This window comes from Streptomyces sp. NPDC001904 (assembly GCF_040297005.1).
Lineage (GTDB): Bacteria > Actinomycetota > Actinomycetes > Streptomycetales > Streptomycetaceae > Streptomyces.
Genome location: NZ_JBEOYI010000002.1, coordinates 513869 through 539602, shown reverse-complemented (window position 1 = coordinate 539602; position 25734 = coordinate 513869). Strand labels below are relative to the sequence as shown.

Here is a 25734-nt window from a genome sequence, read left to right as displayed (position 1 = left end):
CCCGCCCCCTGAGCGAGCGGAGCTCGCTTCAGGGGCGCGGGGAACTGCGCGAGAAGCGGCCACCGGGCCGCGCTCGCCACGCCACCTCAGCCGGGCAGACGCGTCCGTGGCATCCACGCCAGCAGCACCACCACCGCCACCAGCAGGATCCCGGCGCCCACCTGGAACGCGGCCGCGTACCCGTCGGTCAGCGACACAGGATCCAGGCCCCCCGCGGAGCGGTCGGCGGCGACGGTGGAGAGGATGGCCAGCCCCAGCGAACCCCCCAGGGTGCGGGACGTGTTGACCAGCCCGGAGACGAGCCCGGCGTCCCCCGGCGCCGCCCCCGAGGTGGCCAGCGACGCGAGCGGCGTCATCGCGAATCCGGCGCCGGCCATCATCACGATCCCGGGCAGCATGATGCTCACGACGAACGCCCCGTGCGCACTCATCGTCGACTGCCAGCCGAACCCGGCGGCGGTGACGAGCACCCCGGCCACCGCGACGGTGCGCGACCCGAACCGCCGCATCAGCCACGGCGCGGCCTTCGACCCGGCGACCACCGCGAGCGAGCTGGGCACCAGCGCGAGCCCGGCCTCGACGGGCGTGTAGCCGAGCACGTTCTGCGCGTACAGCGTCATGAAGAACCACATGGCGAACGAGCCCATGCCGCACACGAACATCGCCGCATTGGCCGCCGCCACGGACCGCATCCGGAACAGCCCGAGCGGCATCAGCGGCAGCCGCGTACGCGCCTCGACGACGAGGAACGCCGCGATCAGGGCGAGCGCGGCACCGAGCGGCACCAGGGTGTCGGCCGAGCCCCAGCCGGCCGCCTCGGTCTGCACGACGGCATAGGCGAGGGTCGCCGCGCCCGCCGTGACGAGCAGCGCCCCGGGCAGGTCGAGGCGGCGCTCGCCGCCTGCGCGGGACTCCTGGATCCAGCGGGCGGCGGCCGCGAGGACGACGGCGCCGAGCGGGACGTTGATGAGGAGGACCCAGCGCCAGTTCAGGCCCTCGGTGAGGACACCGCCGACGAGTCCGCCGGCCGCACCGCCGCCCGCGCCGACCGCGGTCCAGGTGGCGATGGCGCGGGCGCGCGCGGCCCCCTCGGGCACGGCCGAGGTGAGGATGGTCAGGGTGGACGGGGCGAGCACGGCGGCGCCGAGGCCCTGCACGGCCCGCGCCGCCAGCAACTGCCAGTCCTGCTGGGCGAGTCCGCCCGCGAGCGAGGCGAGCGTGAAGAGGCCGAGCCCGACGAGGAACATCCGCTTGCGCCCGAAGAGGTCACCGGCCCGGCCGCCGAGCAGCATGAAGCCGGCGAACGCGATCGAGTACGCGTTGACCACCCATTGCAGGCCGGCCGGGCTGAGGCCGAGGTCGGCGCGGACGGAGGGCAGCGCGACATTGACGACGGAGACGTCGAGGACGACGAGGAACTGTCCGGCGCAGGCCACGGCGACCACCAGCCAGGCGGGCGGGGCGGGCCTGCGGGTCCGTATCCCGGCGTCGGCGGCCTCGGAGGACAGGGGTGAGGTCTGCGGCATAGGTGTCATGGTCCCAGGCGCTCGATGCCCCGTACATCGGGATTTCGGGGCAGCGGCCATGGGCCATTCGGCATAGGACCCGGGGACCAGGCCGCCCCCGATCGGCGGAAGCGCTTGTTAGAACTCTGGTCAACTCGTCTACCTGTTGGTAACTTTCGGCGCTGTTACCGACAGGTACACCCCTCTGTCACCCGTGCTCCACGAGGCGAAAGCCGAGGACACCATGCACCGCAGCGCACTTGGGACACTTGCCGGCGCCGTCGTCACCGTGCTGGCCGTCACCGCGTTCCCCCCGGCCGCCGCGGCGGCCGCGCCGTCGGCCGCGCCGACCGCCACGGACGACGCGTTCTACACCTACGACGGCAGCGCTCCCCTGGCGTCGTACGCGCCGGGCACCGTGCTGAAGACCCGGACCCTCCAGTACCACGTCCTCGGCATCCCCACGCCGGTCAAGGCGATCCAGCTGCTGTACCGCACCGAGGACGCGCAGGGCCGGCCGTCCGCCGGTGTGACCTCCGTCGTGCGCAGCCCGAACGGCGACGGCAGCAAGGCGGTCTCGTACCAGTCCTTCTACGACTCCCTGAACCCCGAGGACGCGCCCTCCCGCGCCATCGCGGGCGACGTCTCCCTCGGCGGCCTGATCGCGAACGGGGAGTCGCTGCTCCTGGTGCCGCTGCTGCTGTCGGGCTACAACGTCGTCATCCCCGACAGCGAGGGCCAGAACGCCGACTTCGCCGCGGGACCCGAGTACGGGACGAACACCCTGGACTCGATCCGGGCCGCGAGCCAGGCCCCGCAGACCGGCCTGGACGCCGACACCCGCATCGGCCTGGCCGGCTACTCCGGCGGGGCCATCGCCACCCACTGGGCGGCCGCGCTCGCCCCGAGCTACGCGCCGGACGTCAACAGGAGACTGGTCGGCTTCGCCGAGGGCGGGCTGCTCGTCGCCCCGGCGCACAACCTGAAGTACATCGGCGGCAGTTCGCTCTGGGCCGGTGTGGCGCCCATGGCCGTCCTCGGCGCCGCCCGCGCGTACGACATCGACTTCACGCCGTACCTCAACAGCTACGGCCAGACGGTCTTCAAGAAGCTGGAGAAGGCCTCGATCGTCAACGCCCTCGGGCAGTACCCGGGGCTGACCTGGAAGAAGCTGGTGAAGCCGCAGTACGCGGACCCGAACTCGGTGGCGCCCTTCGTCGAGGCCGTGAACAAGCTCAACCTCGGCTCCGCCGCGACGCCGAAGGTTCCCGGGTACATCGCGCAGGGCGGCGGAGGCGTCTTCGAGGGGACCCTCAGCAACCTCCCGGGCGTCGGACGGGGCGACGGCGTCATGGTCGCCGGGGACGTGCGCGCGCTGGTGCGGCAGTACTGCGACAAGGGCAACACGTCGATCAAGTACCAGCAGTACGACGCGCTCAGCCACGTGGGGACCGCCGTGCCCTGGGCACCCGTCGCCCTGGACTGGCTGAACGACCGGTTCGCGGGCAAGACACCGCCGTCGGACTGCGGCCGGGTCCCCGCGGGCAACTCCCTGGCGCCCGAGGTGCCGACGGGCTCCTGATCGCATCCGCCCGCCCCGCCCCGCCCCCCTAGCACGCCGGCCGGTGCGCGTCGGCCGCCTCGCGCGGTTCGCATCCTTTCGGGTCACGGGGGTGGCGGCGCCGGGCGGCGGGGGTAGGACCGATCCGTCGTACAGGGCGGGCCGGGAGTGTGGGGATGCGCGGACGCGCGGGAGAGGGGATCCGTACCCGTCTGCGGTACTGGTTCGACAACTTTCTGGCCCGCAGCACGCTCACCCTGGTGGCCGGCCTGACCCTCGCCTGCCTCGCCCTCGTCATTCCGGCGAGCGTGGCGCAGGTGCTGGTCGGCAGGCCCGTCCCCACCACGCTCACCGGGCAGGCGGCGGCGGTGTGGGCCAGCGTCGGCGCCACGCTGCGGATCGGGGGCGCGGTCGGGGCCCCGGCGTACGTCGTGCTGTCGGTGCTGCTCGCGCTGGTCAGCCTGCTGTTCGTCTCGACCCTCGTCAGCGTGATCACCACCGGCATGAACGACAAGATCCTCGAACTGCGGCTCGGGCGCTCGACGATCGTGGAGCAGCGCCACACCGTGGTCCTCGGCTGGTCGGACCAGGTGTTCCCGGTGATCTCCGAGCTGGTGACGGCCAACGCCCACCGGCGCCGGGCCACCGTGGCGCTGCTGGCCCCGCGGGACAAGGTGGAGATGGAGGAGCAGATCACCACCAAGGTGGGCGCCACCGGCACCACGCGGGTGGTCTGCCGCAGCGGTTCGCCCACCGACCCCGCCGTCCTGGCCCGGGTCAGCCCGCACACGGCCGCCGCGGTCATCGTCCTGTCGCCCGGCGATCACGAGGGGGACCGGACGGTGGTGCGGACGCTGCTGGCGCTCGGCGCCGTCGTCGGCGACGCCCCCGCGGCCACCGTCGTCGCCGCGGTGCGCGAGCCCGCCCACCACACGGCCGCGGTGCTCGCGGCGGGACCGGGCGGCCGGGTCCTGGACATCGACGCCATCACCGCGCGCCTCCTCGCCCAGTGCGCGCGGCAGCCCGGACTCTCCCTCGTCCACGAGGAGTTACTGGACTTCGCGGGCTGCGAGTTCCACATCGTCCACGAGCCCGCGCTCACCGGCCGGACCTATGGCGAGGCGCTGCTGTCGTACGCGCGCTCCTGTGTGGTCGGCCTGCTGCGCCCCGACGGACGGCCCGCGCTCAACCCGCCCTCCGCCACGGTGATCTCCTCGACGGACCGCATCGTGCTGATCACGGAGAACGACAGCACCGCGCTGGTCTCGGACGAGCCGCTGCCGTTCGACGGGAGCGCGGTCGTCGGAGCCGCGCCGCGCGAGACCGGGCCGGCCCGGATGCTGCTCCTGGGGTGGAACCGCAGGGCCCCTCTGATCATCGAGCAGCTCAACCGGTACGCGGACACGGAGGCGGCGCGCCTGGACCTGGTGACGGGCGGCCCGCGGGCCGCGCACGGCCTGGACGTCCTGGCCTACGACAGTGTGATCGTGCTGGGCTCGGAGGCGGCGGGGAGCGTCGCGGCGGCGGATTCCGACTACCACGTCCTGGAGACCCTGCTGCACCTGCGGGCCGCCGAGCGGGCGGCGGGGCACTCGCTGCACGTGACCGCCGAACTCTCCGACGACCAGGACCGGCTGATCGCCCCGATGAGCCCGGGTACCGACTTCGTCGTCAGCGGCCGGCTCATCAGCCTCCTGATGACCCAGATCAGCGAGAATCCCCGTACCGCCGCGCTGTTCGAGGAACTGTTCACCGCGGGCGGCAACCGGATCCACCTCGGCCCGGCCGCCGAGTACGTTCCCGTGGGCCGCGAGGTCGCCTTCGCCGATGTCGTGGCCTCCGGCCGCCGCCGCGGCCGGTCCGTCATCGGTTACCGGCTCCACGCGGAATCGGACACCGGCCCCCGGTACGGGATCCGGGTCAATCCCGGCAAGGAGGAGCGGGTGGTCCTCGGCGACGCCGACACCGTCATCGCGGTCATGCGGGACCTCTAGGACGGGACCCGGCCGGGCTACCGTCCGCGCCGCACCATCGTCACCACGGCCGCGCCGCCCAGCCCGATGTTGTGGGCGAGGCCGACCCGCGCCCCGGCCACCTGGCGGCCGCCGGCGTCGCCCCGCAACTGCCACGTCAGCTCGGCGAGCTGGGCGATGCCGGTCGCGCCGAGCGGGTGGCCCTTGGAGATCAGGCCGCCCGAGGGGTTCACCACCCAGCGGCCGCCGTACGTCGTGGCGCCGGACTCGACGAGCTTGCCGGACTCGCCCGCAGCGCACATGCCGAGCGCCTCGTACGTGAGCAGTTCGTTGACGGAGAAGCAGTCGTGCAGCTCGACGACGTCGACGTCCTCGATGCCGAGGCCCGACGCCTCGTAGACCTGCCGGGCCGCCTCGCGCGACATGGGCTGTCCGACGACGTCGATGCAGGAGCCGGACGCGAAGGACTCCCCGGTGTCCGTCGTCATCGCCTGGGCGACGATCTCCACCGCCCTGTCCCCCAGCCCCCGTTCCTCGACGAAGCGTTCGGAGACGACGACGGCCGCGGCCGCGCCGTCCGACGTCGGCGAGCACTGGAGCTTGGTGAGCGGGGAGTGGATGGTCTTCGCGGCGAGGATCTCGTCGGCGGTGTACGCGTCCTGGAACTGCGCGTAGGGGTTGTTGACCGAGTGGCGGTGGTTCTTCGCGCCGACCGCGGCGAGCTGCGCCTGCGTGGTGCCGTACTTCTCCATGTGCTCGCGGGCCGCGTCGCCGAAGATCTGGGCGGTGGGCGGGCTCATCTCGAAGCCGTGCCGGGCGGCCATGATGCCGTAGTGGCGGGCGACCGGTGACGTCTTGAAGTCGCCTCCGTCCGCTCCCCCGCCGAGCGCGCCGCGCTGCATCTTCTCGAAGCCGAGCGCGAGCACGCAGTCGCTGATACCGCCCTCGACGAACTGGCGGGCCATCATCAGCGCGGTCGAGCCCGTGGCGCAGTTGTTGTTGACGTTGTAGACGGGGACGCCCGTCAACCCCAGCTCGTAGGCGGCGCGTTGACCGGCGGTCGAGGCCTGGAAGCAGTAGCCGACGGGGACCTGCTGCACGTCCTCGTAGGAGATCCCGGCGTCCGAGAGCGCGGCCCCGCCCGCTTCCCGCACCATGTCCCAGTACTGCCAGTCACGGCTCTCGGGCTTCTCGAACTTGGTCATGCCGACGCCGACGATGTACGACTTCATGGCTGCACAGCCCTCCTGCCACTACCTGACGGACCGTCAGATAGTGGCAGGGCGGAGCGATTAACGGAAGGCCGCGAGCCCCGTCAGTGCCTGGCCGAGCGCGAGGGTGTGCATCTCGGTGGTGCCCTCGTAGGTGAGGACGGACTCCAGGTTGTTGGCGTGGCGGATCACCGGGTACTCCAGCGAGATGCCGTTGGCGCCGAGGATCGTGCGGGCGGTGCGGCAGATCTCGATGGCCTCGCGGACGTTGTTCAGCTTGCCGAAGCTGATCTGGGCCGGGTGGACGCCCGCCTCCGAGTCCTTGAGCGCCGACAGGTGGAGCGCGGTCAGCGTCGCCTTGTGGAGTTCGAGCGCCATGTCGACCAGCTTCTGCTGGGTGAGCTGGAAGCCCGCGATCGGCTTGCCGAACTGCTCGCGCTGGAGGGCGTAGTCGCGCGCCGCCCGCCAGGCCGAGCGGGCGGCGCCGGTGACGCCCCAGACGATGCCGTACCGGGCCTCGTTGAGGCAGGTGAGCGGGGCTCCGACGCCGCGCGCCTCCGGAAGCTGCGCCGAGGCGGGCAGCCGTACGCCGTCCAGGACCAGCTCACTCGTCACCGAGGCGCGCAACGACATCTTGTGCTTGATGAGCGGCGCCGAGAAACCGGGCGCGGCCGTGGGCACGACGAAGCCGCGCACCCCGTCCTCGGTCTGCGCCCAGACGACGGCCACGGCCGCGACGGAACCGTTGGTGATCCACATCTTGCGCCCGTCGAGGACCCAGTCGTCGCCGTCACGACGGGCCCGGGTGGTCATGGACGCCGGGTCGGAGCCGTGGTCGGGCTCGGTCAGGCCGAAGCAGCCGATGGCCTCGCCCGCTGCCATCCTCGGCAGCCACTCCTGCTTCTGCTCCTCGGAGCCGAAGCGGTGGATGGCGAACATGGCGAGCGAGCCCTGCACGGAGACGAAGGAGCGCAGACCGGAGTCGGTCGCCTCCAGTTCGCGGCAGGCGATGCCGTACGCGCGCGCCGACGTGCCCGCGCAGCCGTAGCCCTCCAGGTGCATGCCGAGCAGGCCCATCTTGCCGAATTCGCGGGCGAGTTCGGGAAGGTCCGGCAGCTCGCCGGACTCGAACCAGCCGGCGATGTGCGGCTCGACCTTGTCGTCGAGGTACTGGCGGACGGTGTCGCGCACGGCCCGCTCCTCGTCGGTGAGGAGGGCTTCGAGGTTCAGCGGGTCGACGGGGTCGAGAGCGGGGAACGGCATCAGGCTCGGGCTCCTTGCTGGGTGCGGGGGTTGTCGTCGTGCTGGCCGAGGGTGGGCGGTGCGGTGCGCACGGCGGGCCGTACGCCGTTGAAGCTGACCGGGAAGGCGACCTGGCGGAGCGTGCCCGCCGCCGGATGCTCGACCTCCTGGACCATGCCGAGGGCGGCGGTCTGCGGGCAGGCGTACACCTCGTCGAGGTGGCGGATGGGGGCGGCGGGCACCCCGGCCGCCTTCAGTGCGTCGCACCACTCTCCGACCGTGCGCCGGGCGAGGACGTCCGTCAACCGGGCATTCAAATCGTCCCTGTTGGCGACGCGGGCGGCGTTCGTCGTGAACCGCTCGTCGTCGGCGAGGCCGTCGAGGCCGAGGGCGGCGCACAGGGTGCGGAACAGGGCGTCGTTGCCGACCGCGATCACGAAGTGGCCGTCGGACGCCTCGTACGCCTGGTACGGGACGAGGCTCGGGTGGCCGGAGCCGAGGCGGGTGGGGCGCTCGCCGGTGGCGAAGTGCGCGGTGGCCCAGTTGGCGTGCAGGGCGAGCTGGGTCTCGTACAGGGACGTCGTGACGTACTGGCCGCGGCCGGTGCGGGCGCGCTCGACGAGGGCGGAGGTGATGCCGACGAGGCCGAAGAGCGCGGCGCCGAGGTCACCCATCGCGAAGCCCGCCTTGAGGGGCGGTCCGTCGGTCTCGCCGGTCAGGGACATCAGGCCCGCGGAGGCCTGCGCGACCATGTCGTAGCCGGGTTCGTCGCGCAGCGGGCCGGTCTCGCCGAAGGCGGAGATGTGCAGGACGACCAGGCGCGGGTACCGCTCGGTGAGCGCGCGGTAGTCAAAGACGCGGGCGAGGGTGGAGCCGGGCCGGAAGTTCTCCACCATGACATCGGCGCCGGCCAGCATCCGGTGGACCTCGGCCTGCCCCTCGGGGGTCTTCAGGTCGATCGTCACCGAGCGCTTGTTGCGGTTGGCGGCCAGGTAGTACGTGGCGTCCTCGCCCTGGAACGGCGGGCCCCAGCGGCGGGTCGGGTCGCCGCCCTCGGGGTGCTCGACCTTGGTCACGTCGGCGCCGAGGTCGGCGAGGGACATCGTGGCGTACGGGCCCGCGAGGATCTTCGACAGGTCGACGACCTTGATCCCGGCGAGCGGCGTGGCCTGCGGCGGTGCGGGCGGCTCGGACATGCCGATCACTCTGCCCCGCGCATTAAGTGCTGTCCAAGACCGATTACGGCTCTCAGTGTGCCGCTACTCCACATAATCGGGCGGAGTGGGCAGCACCCGTTCCGCCACGGCCAGGACGGCGGCGAGGGCCGCGCTGTCGTTCCCGGTGCGCCAGGCGAGGGCGATGGGCAGCACCGGCACGTCCGGGCCGACCAGCGGCCGGAAGACGACGTGCTCCAGGTGGATGGAGCGCGCGGACCCCACGACCACGGCCGCCCCGACGCCCGCGCCGACCAGCGCGAGCAGGTTGTACGAGTCCGGGGCCTCCTGTGCGATCCGCGGGGCGAACCCGGCGTCGTGGCAGCCCTGCACCATCGCCTCGCGCACGGCCGAGCCGCGGGCCACGGGGAAGGTGACGAAGCGCTCGCCGCGCAGGTCGGCGAAGGTGACGCCGTCCCGGGCCGCCAGCCGGTGGCCCTCGGGGAGCGCGCAGACCAGGGGCTCGGCGCGGACGACTCTCGCGGTGATGCCGCGGCGGACCGGCAGCGCGGCGACGCCGAGGTCGATGGTGCCGTCGGTCAGCCGGGCCAGGGCTTCCCCGGTGAAGATCTGGCTCTCCAGGACCAGTTCCACGCCGGGGAGTTCGGAGTTGACGGCTCGGGTGAGGGCGGGCAGCGCCGAGTAGGCGCTGGCGCCGCCGAAGCCGACGGTGACCCTGCCGGTCTCGCCGAGGTGGGCGGAGCGGACGGTGCGGCGCAGGGTGGCCGCGTCGGCCAGGAGGGCGCGGGCGGGGTCGAGCAGGGCGTGGCCCGCCGGGGTGAGCCGGACCGTTCTCGTGGTGCGCTCGAAGAGCTGTACCCCTAGGTCGCGCTCCAGGAGCCTGATCTGCTGGCTGAGGGGTGACTGGGCGATGTGCAGGCGTTCCGCGGCGCGGCCGAAGTGGAGTTCTTCGGCGACCGCGACGAACCCGGTGAGGTGTTTCAGCTCCACGTCGGTGACCATACGGGGGCGGTTTCCTCGTCTGCGGCTCCGGTGGGGGCTGGTCGCGCAGTTCCCCGCGCCCCTGAGATGCGCACTTCGTGCGGCACCTCATCTTGAGAGGCGCGGCGGAGCCGCAGCCTCAAGGGGAGGCTGCGCGGAGCGCATGCCTCAGGGGCGCGGGGAACTGCGCGACCAGCCCCCACCGGCCCGCAGACGAAAACGCGCCCCCTAATCCCGGGGCAACCCCAGAATCCGCTCGGCCACCACGTTGAGCTGGACCTGGGTGGTGCCCCCCGCGATGGTGAGGCAGCGGGAGAGGAGGAAGCCGTGCAGGGCGCGTTCGCCCGGCCCCTCACGGAGGGCACCGGCGGGGCCGAGGATCTCCAGGGCCAGTTCGGCGACCCGCTGCTGATGCGGCGTCTGCACGAGTTTGCGGATGGACGCACCGGGCCCGGGCCCCTCCCCCGCCACCTGCCGCATCGTGGTCCGCAACCCGATGCAGCCCAGCGCATGCGCCTCGGCGGCGAGCGCCCCGATCCGCGCCCGGCAGGCGCCGTCGAGATCACCGGCGCGGGCGAGCAGCGCTTCCAGACCGGTGTCGAAGGTGAGCTGGTCGGCCATGTGGACGCGTTCGTTGCCCAGGGTGTGGCGGGCGACCCGCCACCCGTCGTCGACCTCTCCGACGACGGCGTCGGCGGGCAGCAGGACGTCGTCGAAGTAGACCTCGTTGAAGAGCGCGTCGCCGGTGATCTCGCGCAGCGGCCGGATGTCGATGCCGTCGGTGTGCTTCATGTCGACGAGGAAGTACGTCAGGCCCTTGTGCTTGGGGGCGTCGGGGTTGGTGCGGGCGAGCAGGATGCCGTGGTCGGCCCATTGGGCGGCGCTCGTCCACACCTTCTGTCCGTTGATCCGCCAGCGCCCGTCCGGCAGCCGCTCGGCGCGGGTGCGCAGCGAGGCGAGGTCGGATCCGGCGCCGGGCTCGGAGAACAGCTGGCACCAGAGCAGCTCGCCGCGCAGGGTCGCGGGGAGGTAGCGGTCGCGTTGCTCGGCGGTGCCGTACGCGATCAGCGAGGGGACGACCCACGTGGCGATGCCGAGGTCGGCGACCCGCACCTCCGCCGAGGCCAACTCCTGCTGCACCGCCAGCTGTTGGATCGGTCCGGCGCCGAGTCCGTACGGCGCGGGAAGGTGCGGCGCCGCGTATCCGGTGGGCGCGAGGGCGATGCGGGCGGCGCGCGGGTCGAGACCCCGGGCGGCTTCGACCACCCTCCTGGCGTCCTCCTTGTAGGGGTCGGCCTCGGCGGGCAGATCGAGGCGCAGCTCGCGACGGACCCCGGCCTCGGCGAGCCGGACGGCCCGCAGCCGGTGGGAGTCGCCGGCGCCGAGCAGCTGCCGGGCGACGACGGCCCGCCGCAGGTAGAGGTGGGCGTCGTGCTCCCAGGTGAAGCCGGTGCCGCCGAGGATCTGGATGCAGTCCTTGGCGCAGCTGTGGGCGGCGTCGAGCGCGGTCCCGGCGGCGAGGGCGGCGGCCAGGCCGCGCACCTCCCCGGGAACCGGTTCGTCGAGGGCGCGGGCGGCGTCCCAGACGAGGGCGCCCGCCTGCTCGACCCGGACGAGCATGTCGGCGCAGAGGTGCTTGACGCCCTGGAACTGTCCGATGGGGCGCCCGAACTGTTCGCGCACCCGGGCGTGCTCGGCGGCCGTGCGCAGCGCCCAGGCGGCGGTGCCGCAGGCGTCGGCGGCGAGCAGCACCGCGGCGAGGTCGCGCACCAGCGGGCCGGGCGGGGCGAGGATCCGGGCGGCGGGCACGGTGGCGCCGGATGCGGTGACCTCGGCGGTGGGCCGGGTCGGGTCGGCGCTGTCGTGGACCCGCACGGCGATCCCGGGGGTGGCGGCGTCGACGGCGAGCCACACCACGCCGTCCGCGCTGTCGGCGGCGAGCACGAGGAGGTCGGCGTCGGCACCGGCGAGCACGGGCGGCGCGGTCCCGTCGAGGACGAGCCCGTCGGGTCCGGCGACCGCGCTGAGGCCGCCGGCCGCGAAGGCGACGGCCCCGATCAGCTCTCCGGAGGCGAGCCGCCCGGCGAGCTCCGGGGCGCCCGCCCGGGCCAGCGCCTCGGCCGCGAGCACGGTGGCGAGGAACGGTCCGGGCAGCGCGGCCCGGCCCGCCTCCTCGACGATCACCGCGAGATCGAGCAGGGTCCCGCCCCCGCCCCCGTACGCCTCGGGCAGCCCGACTCCGAGCAGGCCCTGCGCGGCGAGGCTGTCCCAGTACGGCGGGCGGTGGCCCGGCGCGGCCGGGGCGTCGAGGAGTTTGCGCACTTCGTCGGGTGGTGCGGCGCGCGCGATCCAGCCGCGTACGGCTGCGGCGAGTTCCCGCTGGTCCTGGGTGATGGCAATGACGGCGCTCTCGGCGGTCCCCATGCGGCGCACGGTAGAACACGTTCCAGTAGAGGGGAAGAGCAGATCTGACGGCAAGTCAGAATCCACCGCGGCCCGACCCCGGCCCTGTCCCATGTAATGAAAAGGTCAAGGTTCACGCTCGTACGACAAACATCGGAATAGTCGCCCGAGCGAACAGGTTCGACCTACACGCACCCCCGCTCGCGCTCCGCCCGCACAGGCGATCCGAACCTGCCCTCCGGAGGCCCTCCGCAATGTCCCAACCGACGACCACTTCCCGCCGGACAGGCGGCGTCGTCCCCGTCCTCGCCTTCGCCGGCATCGTCGTGGCGGTCATGCAGACGCTGCTCGTACCGGTGATCAAGGACCTGCCCGAGCTGCTGGACACCGCACCCTCGAACGCCACCTGGGTGATGACCTCGACCCTGCTCGCCGGCGCCGTCTCGACGCCCATCATGGGCCGCCTCGGCGACCTCGCCGGCAAGCGCCGGATGCTGCTCGCCAGCCTGGCGATCATGGTGATCGGCTCGCTGATCTGCGGTTTCACCGACCAGCTCCTGGTGATGATCGTCGGCCGCGCCCTCCAGGGCTTCGCCATGGGCGCCATCCCGCTCGGCATCGGCCTGATGCGCGACATGCTGCCGCGCGAGAAGCTGGGCTCGGCGATGGCCCTGATGTCCTCCTCCATCGGCGTCGGCGGCGGCCTCGCCCTGCCGCTCGCCGCGCTCGTCGCCCAGCACGCCGACTGGCACGCGCTGTTCTTCGGCGCGGCGGGCCTCGGTGTCGTCTCCATGATCCTCACCCTCACCCTCGCCCCGGAGAGCCCGCTGCGCGCGCAGGGCAGCTTCGACTACGCGGGCGCGTTCGGCCTCTCCGCCGGTCTGGTCCTCTTCCTCCTGCCGATCACCAAGGGCAGCGACTGGGGCTGGAGCAGCGGCACGACGCTCGGCCTGTTCGGCGCGGCGCTCGTGGTCCTCGTCCTGTGGGGCGTGATGGAGCTGCGCCTGAAGGCCCCGCTTGTCGACCTGCGCACCACGGTCCGCCGTGAGGTCCTGCTCACCAACCTGGCCTCGATCATGGTGGGCGTCGCGTTCTACGCGATCTCGCTGGTCCTGCCCCAGCTGCTCCAGCTCCCGGCGGCGACCGGCTACGGGCTCGGCCAGTCGATGGTCGTCGCGGGCCTGTGCGTCGCGCCGCTCGGCCTGACGATGATGTTCACGGCTCCGGTCTACGCCCGCCTGTCGGCGACGTTCGGACCGAAGGTCACGCTGATCCTCGGCATGCTGATCATCGCGATCGGCTACGGCGCCGGGCTCGGCCTGATGAGCGCGCCCTGGCAGACGATCGTCATCTCCGTGGTGGTCGGCGCGGGCATCGGCCTCGCGTACTCGTCGCTGCCGGCCCTGATCATCGGAGCCGTCGACGCGTCGGAGACCGGCGCGGCCACCGGCCTGAACACCCTGATGCGCTCGATCGGCACGTCGGTGTCGTCGGCGGTGATCGGCATGGTGCTGGCCAACACGGCGAACCACGTCGGCGGGGTCGCGGTCCCGACGATGCACGGCTTCCGCGTCTCGTTCCTGATCGCCACGGCCGCGGTCGCGCTGGGCGTGGTCCTGGCCCTGTTCCTGCCCAAGCGCAAGGTGGCCGTCGTCCAGCTGCGCGCCAGCAGCGAGGAGGAGGCGAACCTGGCGCGCGCCGAGGAGGCCCTGGCCCACTTCCGCGGCCAGGTCGTGGACCCGGCGGGCCTGCCCGTCGCCCACGCCAAGGTGACCCTGATCGACCGGCGCGGCCGGCAGGCGGGCGCCGCCCTCACCGACCACGACGGCCGCTACTCGCTGGCCGTCCCGGCGGGCGGCTCCTACGTCCTGGCGGCGACCGCCGCCGGGCACGCGCCGCGGGCGTCGGCGGCGACCCACCACGGCGAGGACCGCGCGGTGCACGTGGACCTCGCCCTGGAGGCGGTGGCGGTGCCGCAGCCGTAACGGGCCCTGCGGGCCACCGAGTTGAGCTGCTCCTGAGAACGCGCCGGGCGATCGCCCGGCGCGTTCTTCTGCTGTGCGAACCGCCGCCGACGCGCGATCATGCGGGAGGAGACGCGGCGACCGCACCGTCGCACGACGAAGGGTGGCCCCACCGTGCAGCGTTACGACAGGCTCCGGGAGATCCTCGGCCTCGACCCCGACCGCGACTACGAGAAGATCTACGCGATCAGCACCACCCACGAGTTCCCGTGGGACTTCATGCAGGCGCTCGGCTTCGCCCTCTACCGCACGTACGCCGTACCGGGCATCGGCCGACTCCTCGCCGCAACGGGCGAGTTCACCGAGCGCACGCAGAAGCGCTACGACGACACGGTGCTCATCCTCGACGCGGTGGGCGAGCACGGCATGGACGCGGAGCAGGGCCGCACCGCGGTCCGCCGCATGAACCGGATGCACGGCAGCTACGACATACCGAACGACGACTTCCGCTACGTGCTCGCCACGTTCGTCGTGGTGCCCAAGCGCTGGCTGGACGAGTTCGGCTGGCGCCCGCTGTCGGACCACGAGGTCCGGGCGTCCACGAACTACTACCGGGCGCTGGGCCGGCGCATGAACATCAAGGACATCCCCGAGAGTTACGCGGAGTTCGAGGCGTTCATGGACGACTACGAACGCCGCCACTTCGCCTTTGACAAGGGGGGCCACGCGGTCTCGGAGGCCACGCTCGACCTGATGGCGTCCTGGTACCCGGGCCCGCTGGGCGCGGCCATGCGCAGGGCGACGGTGTGCCTGATGGACCCGCCGATGCGCGCGGCCTTCGACTATCCGGCGCCGCCCGCCGTCCTGGAGCGCGCGGTACGCGGCGGGCTGCGGCTGCGCGGCCGGCTGGTCCGGCTCCTGCCGCCGCGCCGTGCACCGCGCTTCGCCCGCCAGAGCCCCAACGTCCGGGGCTATCCGCACGGCTTCCGGGTGGCCGATCTCGGCACGTTCCCCAAGCCCGGGGGAGCCGGTACCCGCTAGGCATGCCCCGATGGATTATTCAGCAGTCGGGGAACGCTGTCAGAAGTATTGAAAAGTCCGGCCACTAGTCATATGCCGTCGGTAATGTGGCGTCACCTTCCTCCAAGTGGACGGGTGGTGGGAGCTCGCACCAGGGAGTTCCAAGACAAATGGTCGCCTTGCCGAAGCAGAAGAGTACGTACGACGTGGGAGCCTCCGCGCAGCACTGTGACCCCTATCCGGCGGTGACGGTGGACGCGGCGGGCGCCGTGGTGTCCTACAACGAGCAGGCCGCCGACCTGCTCGGCCGGATCGGGATCGGTGCCGCACTGTCCGACGTGGCCCCCGCCTGGCTGGCCGAGGCCCATCTGCGGCACTCGGGCGGCGCCCACGGGGAGCCGCCGGACTGGGCGGGCGGCCGGATCGGCGAGCTGTGGGTGAAGGCGCTCGCCGGGCCGGGCACCGCGGGGACGGTGACCTGGTGGCTGGTGAGCGACAGCGCTCCGGCCGGAGCCGCGCAGGAGCTGGCGCGGGAGCGGGCGAGAGCGGCCCTGTTGCAGGAGCTGTCGTCCGAACTGCTCGCCTCGCTCGACGTGGCGCACTGCCGCGAGGTGACGGTGCGGCGGGCGGCCCGGCACCTGGCCGACGCGGCGGTCCTCGTCGGCATCGGCGACGGGCGCGACTTCTCCGTCACGCGGTGCTCCGCGGGCGGGCCGGTGACGGAGCAGCGGATACCGCTGGACGCCGGTCAACTGCCGGGTCTGGCCGAGGCGTTGGGCGGGCTGCCCACGGTGCCCTCCGTCTGGATCGATCCGGGTGCGGTGCCGCCGTGGGCGGTGCCCGAGGAGTTCGGGGGGTTCGGGGCCGGGACCGCGGCCACCGGTGCGGTGGTCGTGATGCCGCTGCCCGGGCACGGCGCACCGGCGGGCTGTCTGATCCTGCTGCGCCGCCCCGGCAGGGCGCCGTTCAGCCCCGTCGAGGAGCGCTTCGCCCGGCTCTTCGCGGCGCGCGCGGGCGCCGCCCTCTCCCTCGCCCGCAGCCACGCCCGCCAGGCCCGCTTCACCGACGCGCTGCTGCGCGATCTGCTGCCGCCCGCCCTCGGCCGGGTGCACGGCATCGGCTTCGCCGGCCGCTACCGCAGCTCGACCGCGGGCGAGCGCGTCGGCGGCGACTTCTACGATCTGTATCCCGCGGCCGTGCCGGAGGGCGAGACCGTCGTCGTGCTGGGGGACGTGTGCGGCAAGGGGATCGAGGCCGCGGTCGTGGCCGGCCGGGTGCGGCACGCGCTGCAGGCGCTGGTGCCGCTCGCCGCCGACCACACCCGGCTGCTGACCCTCCTCAACAGCGCGCTGCTGGCGGCCCGGACGACGCCCTTCGTGACGCTCGTCCTGGTCAGCGCCGTGCGCGAGGGCGCCCGGGTGCGGCTGCGGATCTCCAGCGCGGGCCACCCCGCCCCGCTGGTCGTGCGCGCCGACGGCCGGGTCGAACCGGCCCCGGTCAGCGGGACGCTGCTCGGGGCGATCGACGACCTGGAGTTCGAGACCGCCGAGGTGGTCCTGGAGCCGGGCGAGACCTGCCTGCTGTACTCCGACGGCATCACCGAGGCGCGCGGTGGACCGCTGGGCGACGTCATGTTCAGCGAGGACCGGCTGCGCGCGGTGCTGGCCCCCTGCGCGGGCATGCCGCCGGAGGCGGTCACCGAGCACGTGCAGATGACCGCCGCCCAGTGGCTGGGCGAGGGCCCGCACGACGACATGGCCGTCCTGGCGATCGGCGCCCCCGGACGTCCGCGCCTCTGACCGAAGAACTGTGAACGACCCGGCCCGGAAAGGGTGAGCCACGTGACCGGTGGCGCAGCGAACGACTTCCCCTCCTCTCTCGCCGAGCCGCGCGAGCGGCTGTGGCAGGCGCTCCACGCGGGTGACGAGACGCGTGCCGTCGCCGTGGTGCGCGGCGCACTCGGCGCGCACCTCTCGACCGTGGAGCAGATGCGGGCCACGGGCGAGCGCGTCCTGCTCGACCTGATCGCGCCGGTCCAGGTGCGACTGGGCGCGGCCTGGGCGGCCAACGACATCACGGTGGCGCAGGAGCACGCCGCCACGGCGATCAGCGAACGGTGCGTCGCGGCCGTCGTCGACGTCACCGCGTCGGCACGGCACGGCACGCCGACGGGACGCGTCGTGGTGGCGTGTGTCGACGGCGAGTGGCACGCCCTGCCCGCGCGTCTGGTCAGCGAGGTGCTGCGGCTGCGGGGCTGGCGCGTCGACTATCTCGGGGCGCACGTCCCCACCGAGCATCTGGTCGCCCACGCCCGGTACACCCGGGCCCGGGCGGTGCTGCTGTCCTCGTCCGTCGAGGTGCTGCTGCCCGCCGCCCACAACGCGATCAGCTCGTGCCAGGGCGCGGGTATCCGGGTGATCGCCGGGGGCGCCGCGTTCGGTCCGCAGGGCCGTTACGCCCGGCTGATGCGGGCCGAGTGGGCCGGGGACGCGCCCGGCGCGGCCGACCTCCTCGCCGGGGCCCCGCGGCGGCCCGGGGCGTCCGGGATCCGGCCGCCCGAGGCGGACCTGCCGCACCTGGGCGACGAGGAGTACACCATGGTCCACCAGGCCAAGCGGCAGCTGGTCAAGCAGGCCCTGGCCGACGTCCAGGACGACTTCCCGGAGATGCGCTGGTACAACCGGTACCAGAACGAGCGCACCGCCGAGGACATCGACCACATCGTCACGTACCTCGCCACCGCCCTCTACGTCGACTGCGCGGACCTCTTCGCCCGGTTCCTGGCGTGGACCGCGGACATCCTGAGCGCGCGCGGTGTCCCGCCGCGCTGCCTGCTCGCCGTACTGGACTCACTCTCGGGCCAACTCAAGGATTTCCCGCGGGTGTTCGGCATCCTCCACGACGCCCGGGTCGTTCTCGATCCATAGGCCGGGCCGCGCTCCCCGACGCTCCACGTCGCGCCATAAATGACTCGTCATGGTGCCACCGGTGTGCCATAGTGGCACCACTGGCGGCGCGCACTGGCGCGGCGTGCCATCGACGGGGGGCGGGGATCATGGAGAAGGTACGAAGAAGCGAGCGGACGGCGCCCGGAGCCTTCGTGGCGTTCGCCCGGTTCGTGGTGTGCGGGGGCGGCGTGGGGGTCGCCTCCAGTTTCGCGGTGACGGTCGTCGCCGACCGGCTCCCCTGGGCGCTGGCCAACGCGCTGGTCACCGTGGTCTCCACGGTCCTCGCCACCGAGCTGCACGCCCGGTTCACCTTCGGTGCGGGCGGCCGGGCGAGCCGGCGCCAGCACGTGCAGTCGGCCGGGTCGGCGGCGGGCGCGTACCTGGTGACCTGCCTGGCGGTGGCCGGCCTGCGGCACCTGGTGGACGCGCCGGGCGCGGCCCTGGAGCAGGCCGTCTATCTGTCCGCCTCCGCGCTCACCGGCGTCGCCCGGTTCGCGGTGCTGCGTCTCGTGACGTTCGCCCGCGACCGGGCGCAGGCGCCGGCCGCCGTCCGCCCGCTGCCCGCACAGCCGGTCGACACCGCGGCACTCTGCCCCGCCGCCTGAGCGGCGCGCGGGGCGTCAGACGTCGAACCGCGGCTCTTCCCGCAGGAGTTCGGAGACGTCGGAGCCGGTGGGCAGCTCCCTCGGCCCGGCGCCACGGCGGAAGAGGCGGGCGGGCCGCGCGCCGAGCACCGCCGCCCGGTCCCCGTCCACCCGCAGCCAGGAGCCCTCGCGCAGCCCGAGCACGGGCACGTCGTTCTCCTCCAGGAACTCGGTCAGCCGCTCCTCGCGGGTCTCGCCCTTGTGCGTGGAGGACGGGTCCGGGTCGAGGTAGTGCGGGTTGATCTGGAAGGGGACCAGGCCCAGCGTCGCGAAGGACGGCGGCTGCACGATCGGCATGTCGTTGGTCGTACGCAGGGTGGGCGCGGCCATGTTGGTGCCCGCGCTGGCGCCCATGTACGGCAGACCGGAGCCCACCGCCTTGATCAGGGCGTCCCGCAGGCCCGTCCGGTACAGCGCGCTCAGCAGCCGGAAGGAGTTGCCGCCGCCGATGAACACCGCGTCGGCCGCGTCGAGTTGCGCCAGCGGGTCGCCGCCCTCGTGGACGCCGTGCACCGCGATGCCCGCTCCCTCCAGCGCGCCGCGCACCTTCGCCGTGTAGGCGTCGTGGTCGGCGAGCGCGTACGGCACGAACGCGAGCCGGGCCTTCGCGGGCAGGAAGCCGGTGACGGCGTCCAGGGCGTGGGCGAGGTAACCCTGGCCGTACTGGGTGGAGTTGGAGAGCAGCAGAAGGTTCACGAGCGGGTCGCTCCTATCAACGGTCGTGCGGGTGGCATCAGTTGGCGCGGGTGCGGCGCCGGTTCTGCGGCGGGTGGGTGAGGCGCTGCTCCAGGAGACGGGCCGCCCTGCGCAGTGCGTCGAGCCGGTCGTCCGGCCCGTCGGGGAAGCGCTCCTTGGCGGCGCCGAGGCTGAGGCTCCCGTAGGGCTCGCGCCCGAGGAACACCGGCACGGCGACCGTGCCGATCCCGGCGTCGTACTCGCCGACCGTCCAGGCGTACCCCTGGGCGCGCACGGCGCGGAACTCCCGCTCCAGCTCGTCGGGGTCGGTCACCGTGCGCTCGGTGAAGCGGGCCATGGGGCGGCCGCGGAAGAGCCGGTGGCGCTGCTCGTCGGGCAGGAACGCGTAGTACGACTTGGCCGTGGCGCCCGCGTGCGCCGGGTACAGCTCGCCGACCAGCGGGTAGTAGCGCAGCGGCCCCGACTCCCCCTCCACGGCCGCGACGCAGCGCATGTGGACGTTGTCGGGCAGGCAGAACAGGACCGTGTCGCCGGTCGCCGCGCGCAGCTCGTCCAGGACCGGCGCGGCCAGCAGCTCCAGTGAGCCCGAGCGCTCCCACAGGCGGCCGAGCCGCAGCACGGCCGGGCCGATCCGGTAGCGCCGCGTCGCCGGGTCCGAGACCAGGAAGCCGCGCCCGGCCAGCGTGGCGAGCAGGCGCTGGGCGACCGAGGTGTCCCAGCCGAACTCGGCGGCGACCTCGGTGACGCCCCAGTCCGGCCGGGTCCGCTCGAAGGCGAGCAGCACGAGCAGCGCCCGGTCGACGGTCTGGAGGGCGCCGGCCGGGGTCTTCCGGTCCAGCGGGATCTCGGTCACCGCATCTCACCATCCAGACTCGTATTGCAAATAACGGGAAACAGTTGCCGACAACGCTATCCGATCCCGAATCTGCTGTCAGCACCGGTGGAAACCGCGACCGGGCGCAGCGCAGTGAGAGGGACCCCGCATGCTGAAGTACGTCCTGGATGTCGTCGATCTGCTGGACGACCCCGACGCCGACGGCAAGCGCGCCGTCGCCTACCTCGACTCCGTCGCGGGCCCGGAGGGCTCCGGCGCCGAGGTCACCACGGTGGAGGGCGAGCGCGGCTCGACCGACTTCGTGCTCGTCCGCATCCCCGGCGCCGAGGGCCGCAGCCGCGGCGGCAGCGCCCGCACGCTCGGCGTCGTCGGGCGGCTCGGCGGGGTCGGCGCCCGGCCCGAGATGACCGGTCTGGTCTCCGACGCGGACGGCGCCGCCGCCGCGCTCGCGACCGCCGCCAAGCTCCTCGACATGCGCCGCCGCGGCGACGTGCTCGACGGGGACGTCGTCGTCGCCACGCACGTCTGCCCGGACGCGCCGACCGCGCCGCACGACCCGGTGCCCTTCATGGACTCCCCGGTCGACATCGCCACGATGAACCGGCACGAGGTGACCGCCGACATGGAGGCCGTGCTCTCCATCGACACCACCAAGGGCAACCGCATCATCAACCACAAGGGCCTCGCCCTGTCCCCCACCGTGAAGGAGGGGTGGGTGCTGCGGGTCAGCGAGGCGCTGGGCGAGCTGCTCGCCGTCGTCACCGGTGAGCCGTTGGTCACGTACCCCGTGACCACGCAGGACATCACGCCGTACGGTAACGGTGCACACCACATCAATTCGATCCTCCAGCCGGCCACGGCGACCGCAGCCCCGGTCGTCGGCCTCGCGGTCACCTCGGCCGCGGCGGTGCCCGGCTGCCAGACCGGCGCCAGCCACGAGAGCGACATCGCGGCCGCCGCCCGGTTCGCCGTCGAGACCGCGAAGGCCTTCGGCGGCGGGCGCCTCGACTTCCACGACGCGGCGGAGTTCGACGCCCTCGTGAGCCGCTACGGCTCGCTCGCCCACCTCCAGACCCTCGGCAACGCACCTACGGAGTCGTGACGCCATGGCCACCACGAAGAAGAACGTGGGCAGCGACGACTACGCGCTGTCCAGAGTCCCCCGGGACAAGCGGCTCGGCTTCTGGACGATGCTGCTCCAGTGGCTCGCCCAGTCCGGCTCGATCTCGCAGTTCACGCTGGGCGCCACCATCGGCGTCGGCATGACCTTCGGCGACGCCTTCCTCGCCTTCACCCTCGGCGCGGTCATCCTCGAAGTCGTCATCTTCGCGATCGGCTTCGCGGGCATGCGCGAAGGGCTCTCGACACCGCTGCTCACTCGCTGGGTCGGCTTCGGCCGCAACGGCTCGGCGCTGGTCAGCTTCGTCATCGCGGTCAGCCTGGTCGGCTGGTTCGGCGTGCAGAACACGATCTTCGGCAACAGCGTCTCGTCGCTGATCGGCGGCCCCTCCTGGCTGTGGTGCATCGTGGCGGGCCTCGCCATCACCGTCCTGGTGATCTTCGGCTTCCGCTACATGGCGATCTTCGCCAAGATCGTCACCCCGCTCTTCTTCGCGATGGTGGCCTGGTCCGTGATCGACGCGCTCAGCGAGCACTCGCTGGGCGACCTGATCAGCTCGCCGCCGCCGGGTCAGGCGATCCCGCTGTCCGTCGCCGCGACCGCCATCGCGGGCGGCTACATGACGGGCGCGATCGTCGCCCCGGAGATGACCCGCTACAACAGGAAGGGCAGCCACGTCTTCCTGCAGACCGCGTCCTCGATGATCCTCTCCGAGTACATCGTGGGCCTGACCGGCGTGCTGCTCGGCCACATGGTCAAGAGCAACGAGGTCTCGCAGATCGTGCTCTCCACCTCGGGCGTCTTCGGTGTCCTCGTCGTCCTGATGTCGACCGCGAAGATCAACGACTGGAACCTGTACGGCTCCTCGCTCGGCGTCGTCAACTTCTTCCAGGTCGTCTTCAAGAAGCGCCTGCACCGCGGCGCCGTCACCATCGCCCTCGGCATCGCGGGCACGGTCCTGTCGGCGGTCGGCATCATGACCCACTTCACCGACTTCCTCACCGTGCTCGGCGTGGCCATCCCGCCCATCGGCGGCATCATCGTCGCCGAGTACTGGGTGGTGCGGCGGATGCGCGGGCCGCTCGACGCGACACGTGAGGCGGGCACCCTGCCGACGACCTCCCCGACGTGGGTCCCGATGTCCCTCGTGATCTGGGCCGCCGCCTTCTGCGTCGGCAAGTTCTACGACGGCGGCATCCCGGCCCTGAACTCCCTGGCCACCGCGTTCGTCCTCTACACCGTGCTCGGGCTGCTCGGCTGGGTCAGGACGTACGGCACCACCACCCTGGCCGACGACGAGGACGCGCTCCCCGTCGCCGCCGAGCACACCCCCGTAGGAGCGGCATGACCACCCTCGCCTCCCTGGACGCCGAACGCGAAGTCGTCGAACTCTGCGCCGAGCTGATCCGCTTCGACACCTCCAATCCGACCAGCGACGAGCGGGCCTGCGCCCGCTGGGTCGCGGCCACCCTCGCCGAGGTCGGCATCGCCTCCGAGTTCGTGGAGAGCGCGCCGGGCCGGGCCAGCGTCATCGCCCGCATCGAGGGCGCCGACCGCTCGCGCGGCGCCCTGCTGGTCCACGGCCACCTCGACGTCGTGCCCGCCGACGCGGCCGAGTGGCAGGTGCCGCCGTTCTCCGGCGAGATCCGCGACGGCTATCTGTGGGGCCGCGGCGCCATCGACATGAAGGACACGGTGGCGGTCATGCTGGCCACCGCCCGCCACTTCGCTCGTACGGGCACCAAGCCGGCGCGCGATCTGGTCCTCGCGTTCCTCGCCGACGAGGAGGCGGGCGGGAAGTTCGGCGCGCACTGGCTCGTCGAGCACCGCCCGGACCTCTTCGAGGGCGTCACGGAGGCGATCGGCGAGGGCGGCGGATTCTCGTACGCGCTCGACGACACCCGGCGCCTCTACCCGATCGAGAACGCCCAGCGCGGCATGGCGTGGATGGAGCTGACCGCGAACGGGCGGGCCGGGCACGGCTCCTCCCCCAACGACGAGAACGCGGTGACCGACCTCGCCGAGACCCTCACCCGCATCGGCCGCCACACCTTCCCCGTCCGTCTCATCGAGCCGGTGCGCGCACTGCTCCAGAAGGCCGCCGACCTCCAGAACGTGGAGATCGACTTCGAGGCCGAGGACCTGGACGCCGAGCTGGCCAAGCTGGGCCACGTCGCGGACTTCATGCAGGTGGTGCTCCGCAACTCCGCGAACCCCACCATGTTCACCGCCGGCTACCAGACCAACGTCATCCCCGGGAAGGCCACGGCCCGGGTCGACGGCCGCTTCCTGCCCGGTCACGAGCAGGAACTCGTCGACGCCATCGACGAACTGCTGCTCCCGTCCGTCTCTCGCGCGTGGGTCAACCACGACATCGCCATGGAGACGACGTTCGACGGCCCGCTCGTCGACGCCATGTGCGCCGCCGTGCGCGCCGAGGACCCGGACGGCCACCCGGTGCCGTACTGCAACCCCGGCGGCACCGACGCCAAGGCCTTCACCAAGCTGGGCATCCGCTGCTTCGGCTTCAAGGGCCTGAAGCTGCCCGCCGACCTGGACTACGGGCGCCTCTTCCACGGCGTCGACGAGCGCGTCCCGCTGGAGGGCCTGCGCTTCGGGGTCCGGGTGATGACCCGGCTGTGGCAGGGCTGCTGAGCAGGCGCTCGGGGGCGTACGGCAGCATGTGGGCATGACCACTTCAGGGAGCACCCCGGCCCCGGACGTCCTCGCCGCCTTCGAGAAGGCCAAGGGCTTCATGCCGCTCGGCGAGGGGCTCGCGCTGTACGCCGCCGCCGTCGAGGCGGCGGCGCTCGGCCTGCCGCTCCTGGAGGTCGGCACGTACTGCGGGCGCTCCACGATCCTGCTCGCCGACGCCGCCCGCGCGGCCGGGGTCACGGCCCTCACGGTCGACCACCACCGCGGCAGCGAGGAGCAGCAGCCGGGCTGGGACTTCCACGACCCCGAGACCGTGGACCCGGTCGTCGGCCGGATGGACACCCTGCCCGCCTTCCGGCGGACGCTGCACGCGGCGGGCCTGGAGGACCACGTGGTCGCGCTGGTCGGGAAGTCGCCCCAGGTCGCGAAGGTGTGGGGCGGCGGGCTCGGCCTCGTCTTCATCGACGGCGGCCACACCGACGAGCACGCGAGCGCCGACTACGAGGGCTGGGCGCCGCACGTCGCGGACGGCGGGCTGCTCCTCATCCACGACGTCTTCCCCGTCAAGCACGACGAGTGGACCGGCCAGGCTCCGTACCGCGTGTACCTGCGGGCACTCGCGTCCGGGGCGTTCACCGAGGTCTCGGTACACGACTCGCTGCGCGTCCTGCGACGAACGGGCGCGGGGATCTGACACCGCGGTTATCGTCGAGGCGTGTCATACGTGGGCCCGGACGGGGACGACTTCGAAGACTTCTACCGCGACGACGATCCGCGGCGGGGCGGTGGCCGCCGCCGGTTCGGCGGCCGGCCCGTGCTGGTCACCGTCGCCGCCCTGGTGCCGACCGCGCTCGCGGCCTGGGTGCTGTGGCAGGTCGTGCACGGGCCCGCCGAGAGCGAGCCGCCGAAGGTGCTGCCCGCGGCGGGCGGCCCGGCGTCGACCTCGGCCCCGGCCTCCCCCTCCCCCAAGGCCGAGTCGCCCTCCTCCGCCTCAGCGTCCGCGTCGACGTCTCCACCGGCTCCGTCCAAGACCGCGCCCAAGAAGCCGACGGCACCCGCGGCCGGTGGTTCGGGCCCGCTGCGCGGGAAGGTCGTCGTCATCGACCCGGGTCACAATCCGGGGAACTTTCGGCACACAGCCGATATCAACCGGAGTGTGAACGTCGGCAACGGCAGCAAGGAGTGCGACACCACCGGGACCTCCACCAATGGGGGTTACACGGAGGCCCAGTTCACCCTGGACGTCGCCCGCCGCCTGCGCACGATCCTCCAACAGCAGGGCGCCACCGTGCAGTTGACGCAGAACGGCGACCGGGCCTGGGGCCCCTGCGTCACCGAGCGGGCCGCGATCGGGAACAGGGCGCACGCCGACGCCGTCGTCTCCGTCCACGCCGACGGCTCCGCCGCGGGCAACCGCGGCTTCCATGTGATCCTTCCCGCATCCGTGCAGGCCGGAGCCGCGGACACCCGCGCGATCGTGGGTCCCTCGCGCGATCTCGGTGAGCGCATCGCGGGCAACTTCCTCAAGGTCACGGGCGAGCCCCCGTCGAACTACATCGGCAAGGGCACCGCCCTCGACACCCGCTCCGACCTGGGCGGACTCAATCTGTCGACGGTTCCGAAGGTCTTCATCGAGTGCGGCAACATGCGGGACGCGCAGGACGCCGGGCGGCTCACGTCGGGAGCGTGGCGGCAGAAGGCCGCACAGGGCATCTCTGAGGGAATCGTGAGTTTCCTGCGCGGGTAGCTGTCACCCTGTGGATCTCGGCAGACACCCGCAGGACTCGGACGATAGTGTCGT

The 25734-nt window shown here is 72.8% G+C and carries 20 protein-coding genes; 12 read left to right on the top strand and 8 right to left on the bottom strand.

The genetic code is table 11. The features are described 5' to 3' along the window. Positions 1-86: 86 nt before the first annotated feature. Positions 87-1526 carry an MFS transporter gene (locus ABT127_RS04935; protein WP_351444601.1) on the bottom strand — a complete coding sequence of 480 codons (1440 nt, stop codon included), beginning with the start codon at positions 1524-1526 and terminating at the stop codon, positions 87-89. Between the two features lie 223 nt (positions 1527-1749). Between ABT127_RS04935 and ABT127_RS04930 the strand changes: the two genes are divergently transcribed. Further along, complete coding sequence (locus tag ABT127_RS04930; RefSeq protein WP_351444599.1) at positions 1750-3087, top strand: lipase family protein; 1338 nt, start codon at positions 1750-1752, stop codon at positions 3085-3087. 155 nt (positions 3088-3242) lie between these two features. Continuing rightward, the gene (locus ABT127_RS04925; RefSeq protein ID WP_351444597.1) at positions 3243-5060 is read left to right on the top strand and encodes a CASTOR/POLLUX-related putative ion channel; all 1818 of its coding nucleotides are present in this window, start codon (positions 3243-3245) and stop codon (positions 5058-5060) included. A gap of 17 nt (positions 5061-5077) precedes the next feature. On the opposite strand, the gene ABT127_RS04920 is transcribed toward ABT127_RS04925, so the two are convergent. The 5 genes from ABT127_RS04920 to ABT127_RS04900 all read right to left on the bottom strand — a co-directional run bounded on the left by ABT127_RS04920 (position 5078) and on the right by ABT127_RS04900 (position 12072). Then, positions 5078-6271, bottom strand: a complete 1194-nt coding sequence (locus ABT127_RS04920) for a lipid-transfer protein (protein ID WP_351444595.1) — start codon at positions 6269-6271, stop codon at positions 5078-5080. Positions 6272-6331: 60 nt separating this feature from the next. After that, entirely contained in the window at positions 6332-7513 is a 1182-nt protein-coding gene (locus ABT127_RS04915; RefSeq protein ID WP_351444593.1) for an acyl-CoA dehydrogenase family protein, read from the bottom strand. Next, positions 7513-8688 carry a CaiB/BaiF CoA transferase family protein gene (locus ABT127_RS04910; RefSeq protein ID WP_351444591.1) on the bottom strand — a complete coding sequence of 392 codons (1176 nt, stop codon included), beginning with the start codon at positions 8686-8688 and terminating at the stop codon, positions 7513-7515. The genes ABT127_RS04915 and ABT127_RS04910 overlap by 1 nt, the downstream gene beginning before the upstream one ends. A gap of 63 nt (positions 8689-8751) precedes the next feature. Further along, positions 8752-9657, bottom strand: a complete 906-nt coding sequence (locus ABT127_RS04905; RefSeq protein ID WP_351444645.1) for a LysR family transcriptional regulator — start codon at positions 9655-9657, stop codon at positions 8752-8754. Between the two features lie 219 nt (positions 9658-9876). Next, positions 9877-12072 carry an acyl-CoA dehydrogenase family protein gene (locus tag ABT127_RS04900; protein ID WP_351444590.1) on the bottom strand — a complete coding sequence of 732 codons (2196 nt, stop codon included), beginning with the start codon at positions 12070-12072 and terminating at the stop codon, positions 9877-9879. A 233-nt stretch (positions 12073-12305) separates the two neighbouring features. Here ABT127_RS04900 and ABT127_RS04895 point away from each other — a divergent pair, with 233 nt between their 5' ends. From ABT127_RS04895 to ABT127_RS04875, 5 genes are all read left to right on the top strand, one after another. Then, the gene (locus ABT127_RS04895; protein ID WP_351444588.1) at positions 12306-14036 is read left to right on the top strand and encodes an MFS transporter; all 1731 of its coding nucleotides are present in this window, start codon (positions 12306-12308) and stop codon (positions 14034-14036) included. Positions 14037-14189: 153 nt separating this feature from the next. Further along, the gene (locus ABT127_RS04890; protein ID WP_351444586.1) at positions 14190-15056 is read left to right on the top strand and encodes an oxygenase MpaB family protein; all 867 of its coding nucleotides are present in this window, start codon (positions 14190-14192) and stop codon (positions 15054-15056) included. Positions 15057-15205: 149 nt separating this feature from the next. Next, the gene (locus ABT127_RS04885) at positions 15206-16834 is read left to right on the top strand and encodes a PP2C family protein-serine/threonine phosphatase (protein WP_351444584.1); all 1629 of its coding nucleotides are present in this window, start codon (positions 15206-15208) and stop codon (positions 16832-16834) included. A gap of 42 nt (positions 16835-16876) precedes the next feature. Further along, positions 16877-17962, top strand: coding sequence for a cobalamin B12-binding domain-containing protein (locus ABT127_RS04880; RefSeq protein WP_351444582.1), 1086 nt, complete (start codon positions 16877-16879; stop codon positions 17960-17962). Between the two features lie 128 nt (positions 17963-18090). Beyond that, entirely contained in the window at positions 18091-18588 is a 498-nt protein-coding gene (locus ABT127_RS04875; RefSeq protein ID WP_351444580.1) for a GtrA domain-containing protein, read from the top strand. 15 nt (positions 18589-18603) lie between these two features. Here ABT127_RS04875 and pepE read toward each other — a convergent pair whose 3' ends face one another. Both pepE and ABT127_RS04865 read right to left on the bottom strand, forming a co-directional pair. Beyond that, positions 18604-19323 (bottom strand): dipeptidase PepE, encoded by a 720-nt coding sequence (pepE, locus tag ABT127_RS04870; protein ID WP_351444578.1) that lies wholly within the window; start codon positions 19321-19323, stop codon positions 18604-18606. Positions 19324-19360: 37 nt separating this feature from the next. Further along, positions 19361-20176 (bottom strand): IclR family transcriptional regulator, encoded by an 816-nt coding sequence (locus ABT127_RS04865; protein WP_351444576.1) that lies wholly within the window; start codon positions 20174-20176, stop codon positions 19361-19363. A 130-nt stretch (positions 20177-20306) separates the two neighbouring features. Here ABT127_RS04865 and ABT127_RS04860 point away from each other — a divergent pair, with 130 nt between their 5' ends. The 5 genes from ABT127_RS04860 to ABT127_RS04840 are packed head-to-tail and all read left to right on the top strand — an operon-like array spanning position 20307 to position 25680. Then, complete coding sequence (locus tag ABT127_RS04860; protein WP_351444574.1) at positions 20307-21260, top strand: DUF1177 domain-containing protein; 954 nt, start codon at positions 20307-20309, stop codon at positions 21258-21260. A 4-nt stretch (positions 21261-21264) separates the two neighbouring features. Continuing rightward, positions 21265-22626, top strand: a complete 1362-nt coding sequence (locus ABT127_RS04855) for a cytosine permease (protein ID WP_351444573.1) — start codon at positions 21265-21267, stop codon at positions 22624-22626. Then, complete coding sequence (locus ABT127_RS04850; protein ID WP_351444571.1) at positions 22623-23933, top strand: M20/M25/M40 family metallo-hydrolase; 1311 nt, start codon at positions 22623-22625, stop codon at positions 23931-23933. The genes ABT127_RS04855 and ABT127_RS04850 overlap by 4 nt, the downstream gene beginning before the upstream one ends. Positions 23934-23967: 34 nt before the next feature. Further along, complete coding sequence (locus tag ABT127_RS04845) at positions 23968-24627, top strand: class I SAM-dependent methyltransferase (RefSeq protein WP_351444569.1); 660 nt, start codon at positions 23968-23970, stop codon at positions 24625-24627. A gap of 21 nt (positions 24628-24648) precedes the next feature. Next, the gene (locus ABT127_RS04840; RefSeq protein WP_502971633.1) at positions 24649-25680 is read left to right on the top strand and encodes an N-acetylmuramoyl-L-alanine amidase; all 1032 of its coding nucleotides are present in this window, start codon (positions 24649-24651) and stop codon (positions 25678-25680) included. Positions 25681-25734 lie beyond the last annotated feature (54 nt).

Coding starts and splice junctions, on each gene's coding strand:
- ABT127_RS04935 (WP_351444601.1), bottom strand. CDS start 1,526: ATGCCGCAGACCTCACCCCTGTCCTCCGAGGCCGCCGACGCCGGGATA.
- ABT127_RS04930 (WP_351444599.1), top strand. CDS start 1,750: ATGCACCGCAGCGCACTTGGGACACTTGCCGGCGCCGTCGTCACCGTG.
- ABT127_RS04925 (WP_351444597.1), top strand. CDS start 3,243: ATGCGCGGACGCGCGGGAGAGGGGATCCGTACCCGTCTGCGGTACTGG.
- ABT127_RS04920 (WP_351444595.1), bottom strand. CDS start 6,271: ATGAAGTCGTACATCGTCGGCGTCGGCATGACCAAGTTCGAGAAGCCC.
- ABT127_RS04915 (WP_351444593.1), bottom strand. CDS start 7,513: ATGCCGTTCCCCGCTCTCGACCCCGTCGACCCGCTGAACCTCGAAGCC.
- ABT127_RS04910 (WP_351444591.1), bottom strand. CDS start 8,688: ATGTCCGAGCCGCCCGCACCGCCGCAGGCCACGCCGCTCGCCGGGATC.
- ABT127_RS04900 (WP_351444590.1), bottom strand. CDS start 12,072: ATGGGGACCGCCGAGAGCGCCGTCATTGCCATCACCCAGGACCAGCGG.
- ABT127_RS04895 (WP_351444588.1), top strand. CDS start 12,306: ATGTCCCAACCGACGACCACTTCCCGCCGGACAGGCGGCGTCGTCCCC.
- ABT127_RS04885 (WP_351444584.1), top strand. CDS start 15,206: ATGGTCGCCTTGCCGAAGCAGAAGAGTACGTACGACGTGGGAGCCTCC.
- ABT127_RS04875 (WP_351444580.1), top strand. CDS start 18,091: ATGGAGAAGGTACGAAGAAGCGAGCGGACGGCGCCCGGAGCCTTCGTG.
- ABT127_RS04860 (WP_351444574.1), top strand. CDS start 20,307: ATGCTGAAGTACGTCCTGGATGTCGTCGATCTGCTGGACGACCCCGAC.
- ABT127_RS04855 (WP_351444573.1), top strand. CDS start 21,265: ATGGCCACCACGAAGAAGAACGTGGGCAGCGACGACTACGCGCTGTCC.
- ABT127_RS04850 (WP_351444571.1), top strand. CDS start 22,623: ATGACCACCCTCGCCTCCCTGGACGCCGAACGCGAAGTCGTCGAACTC.
- ABT127_RS04845 (WP_351444569.1), top strand. CDS start 23,968: ATGACCACTTCAGGGAGCACCCCGGCCCCGGACGTCCTCGCCGCCTTC.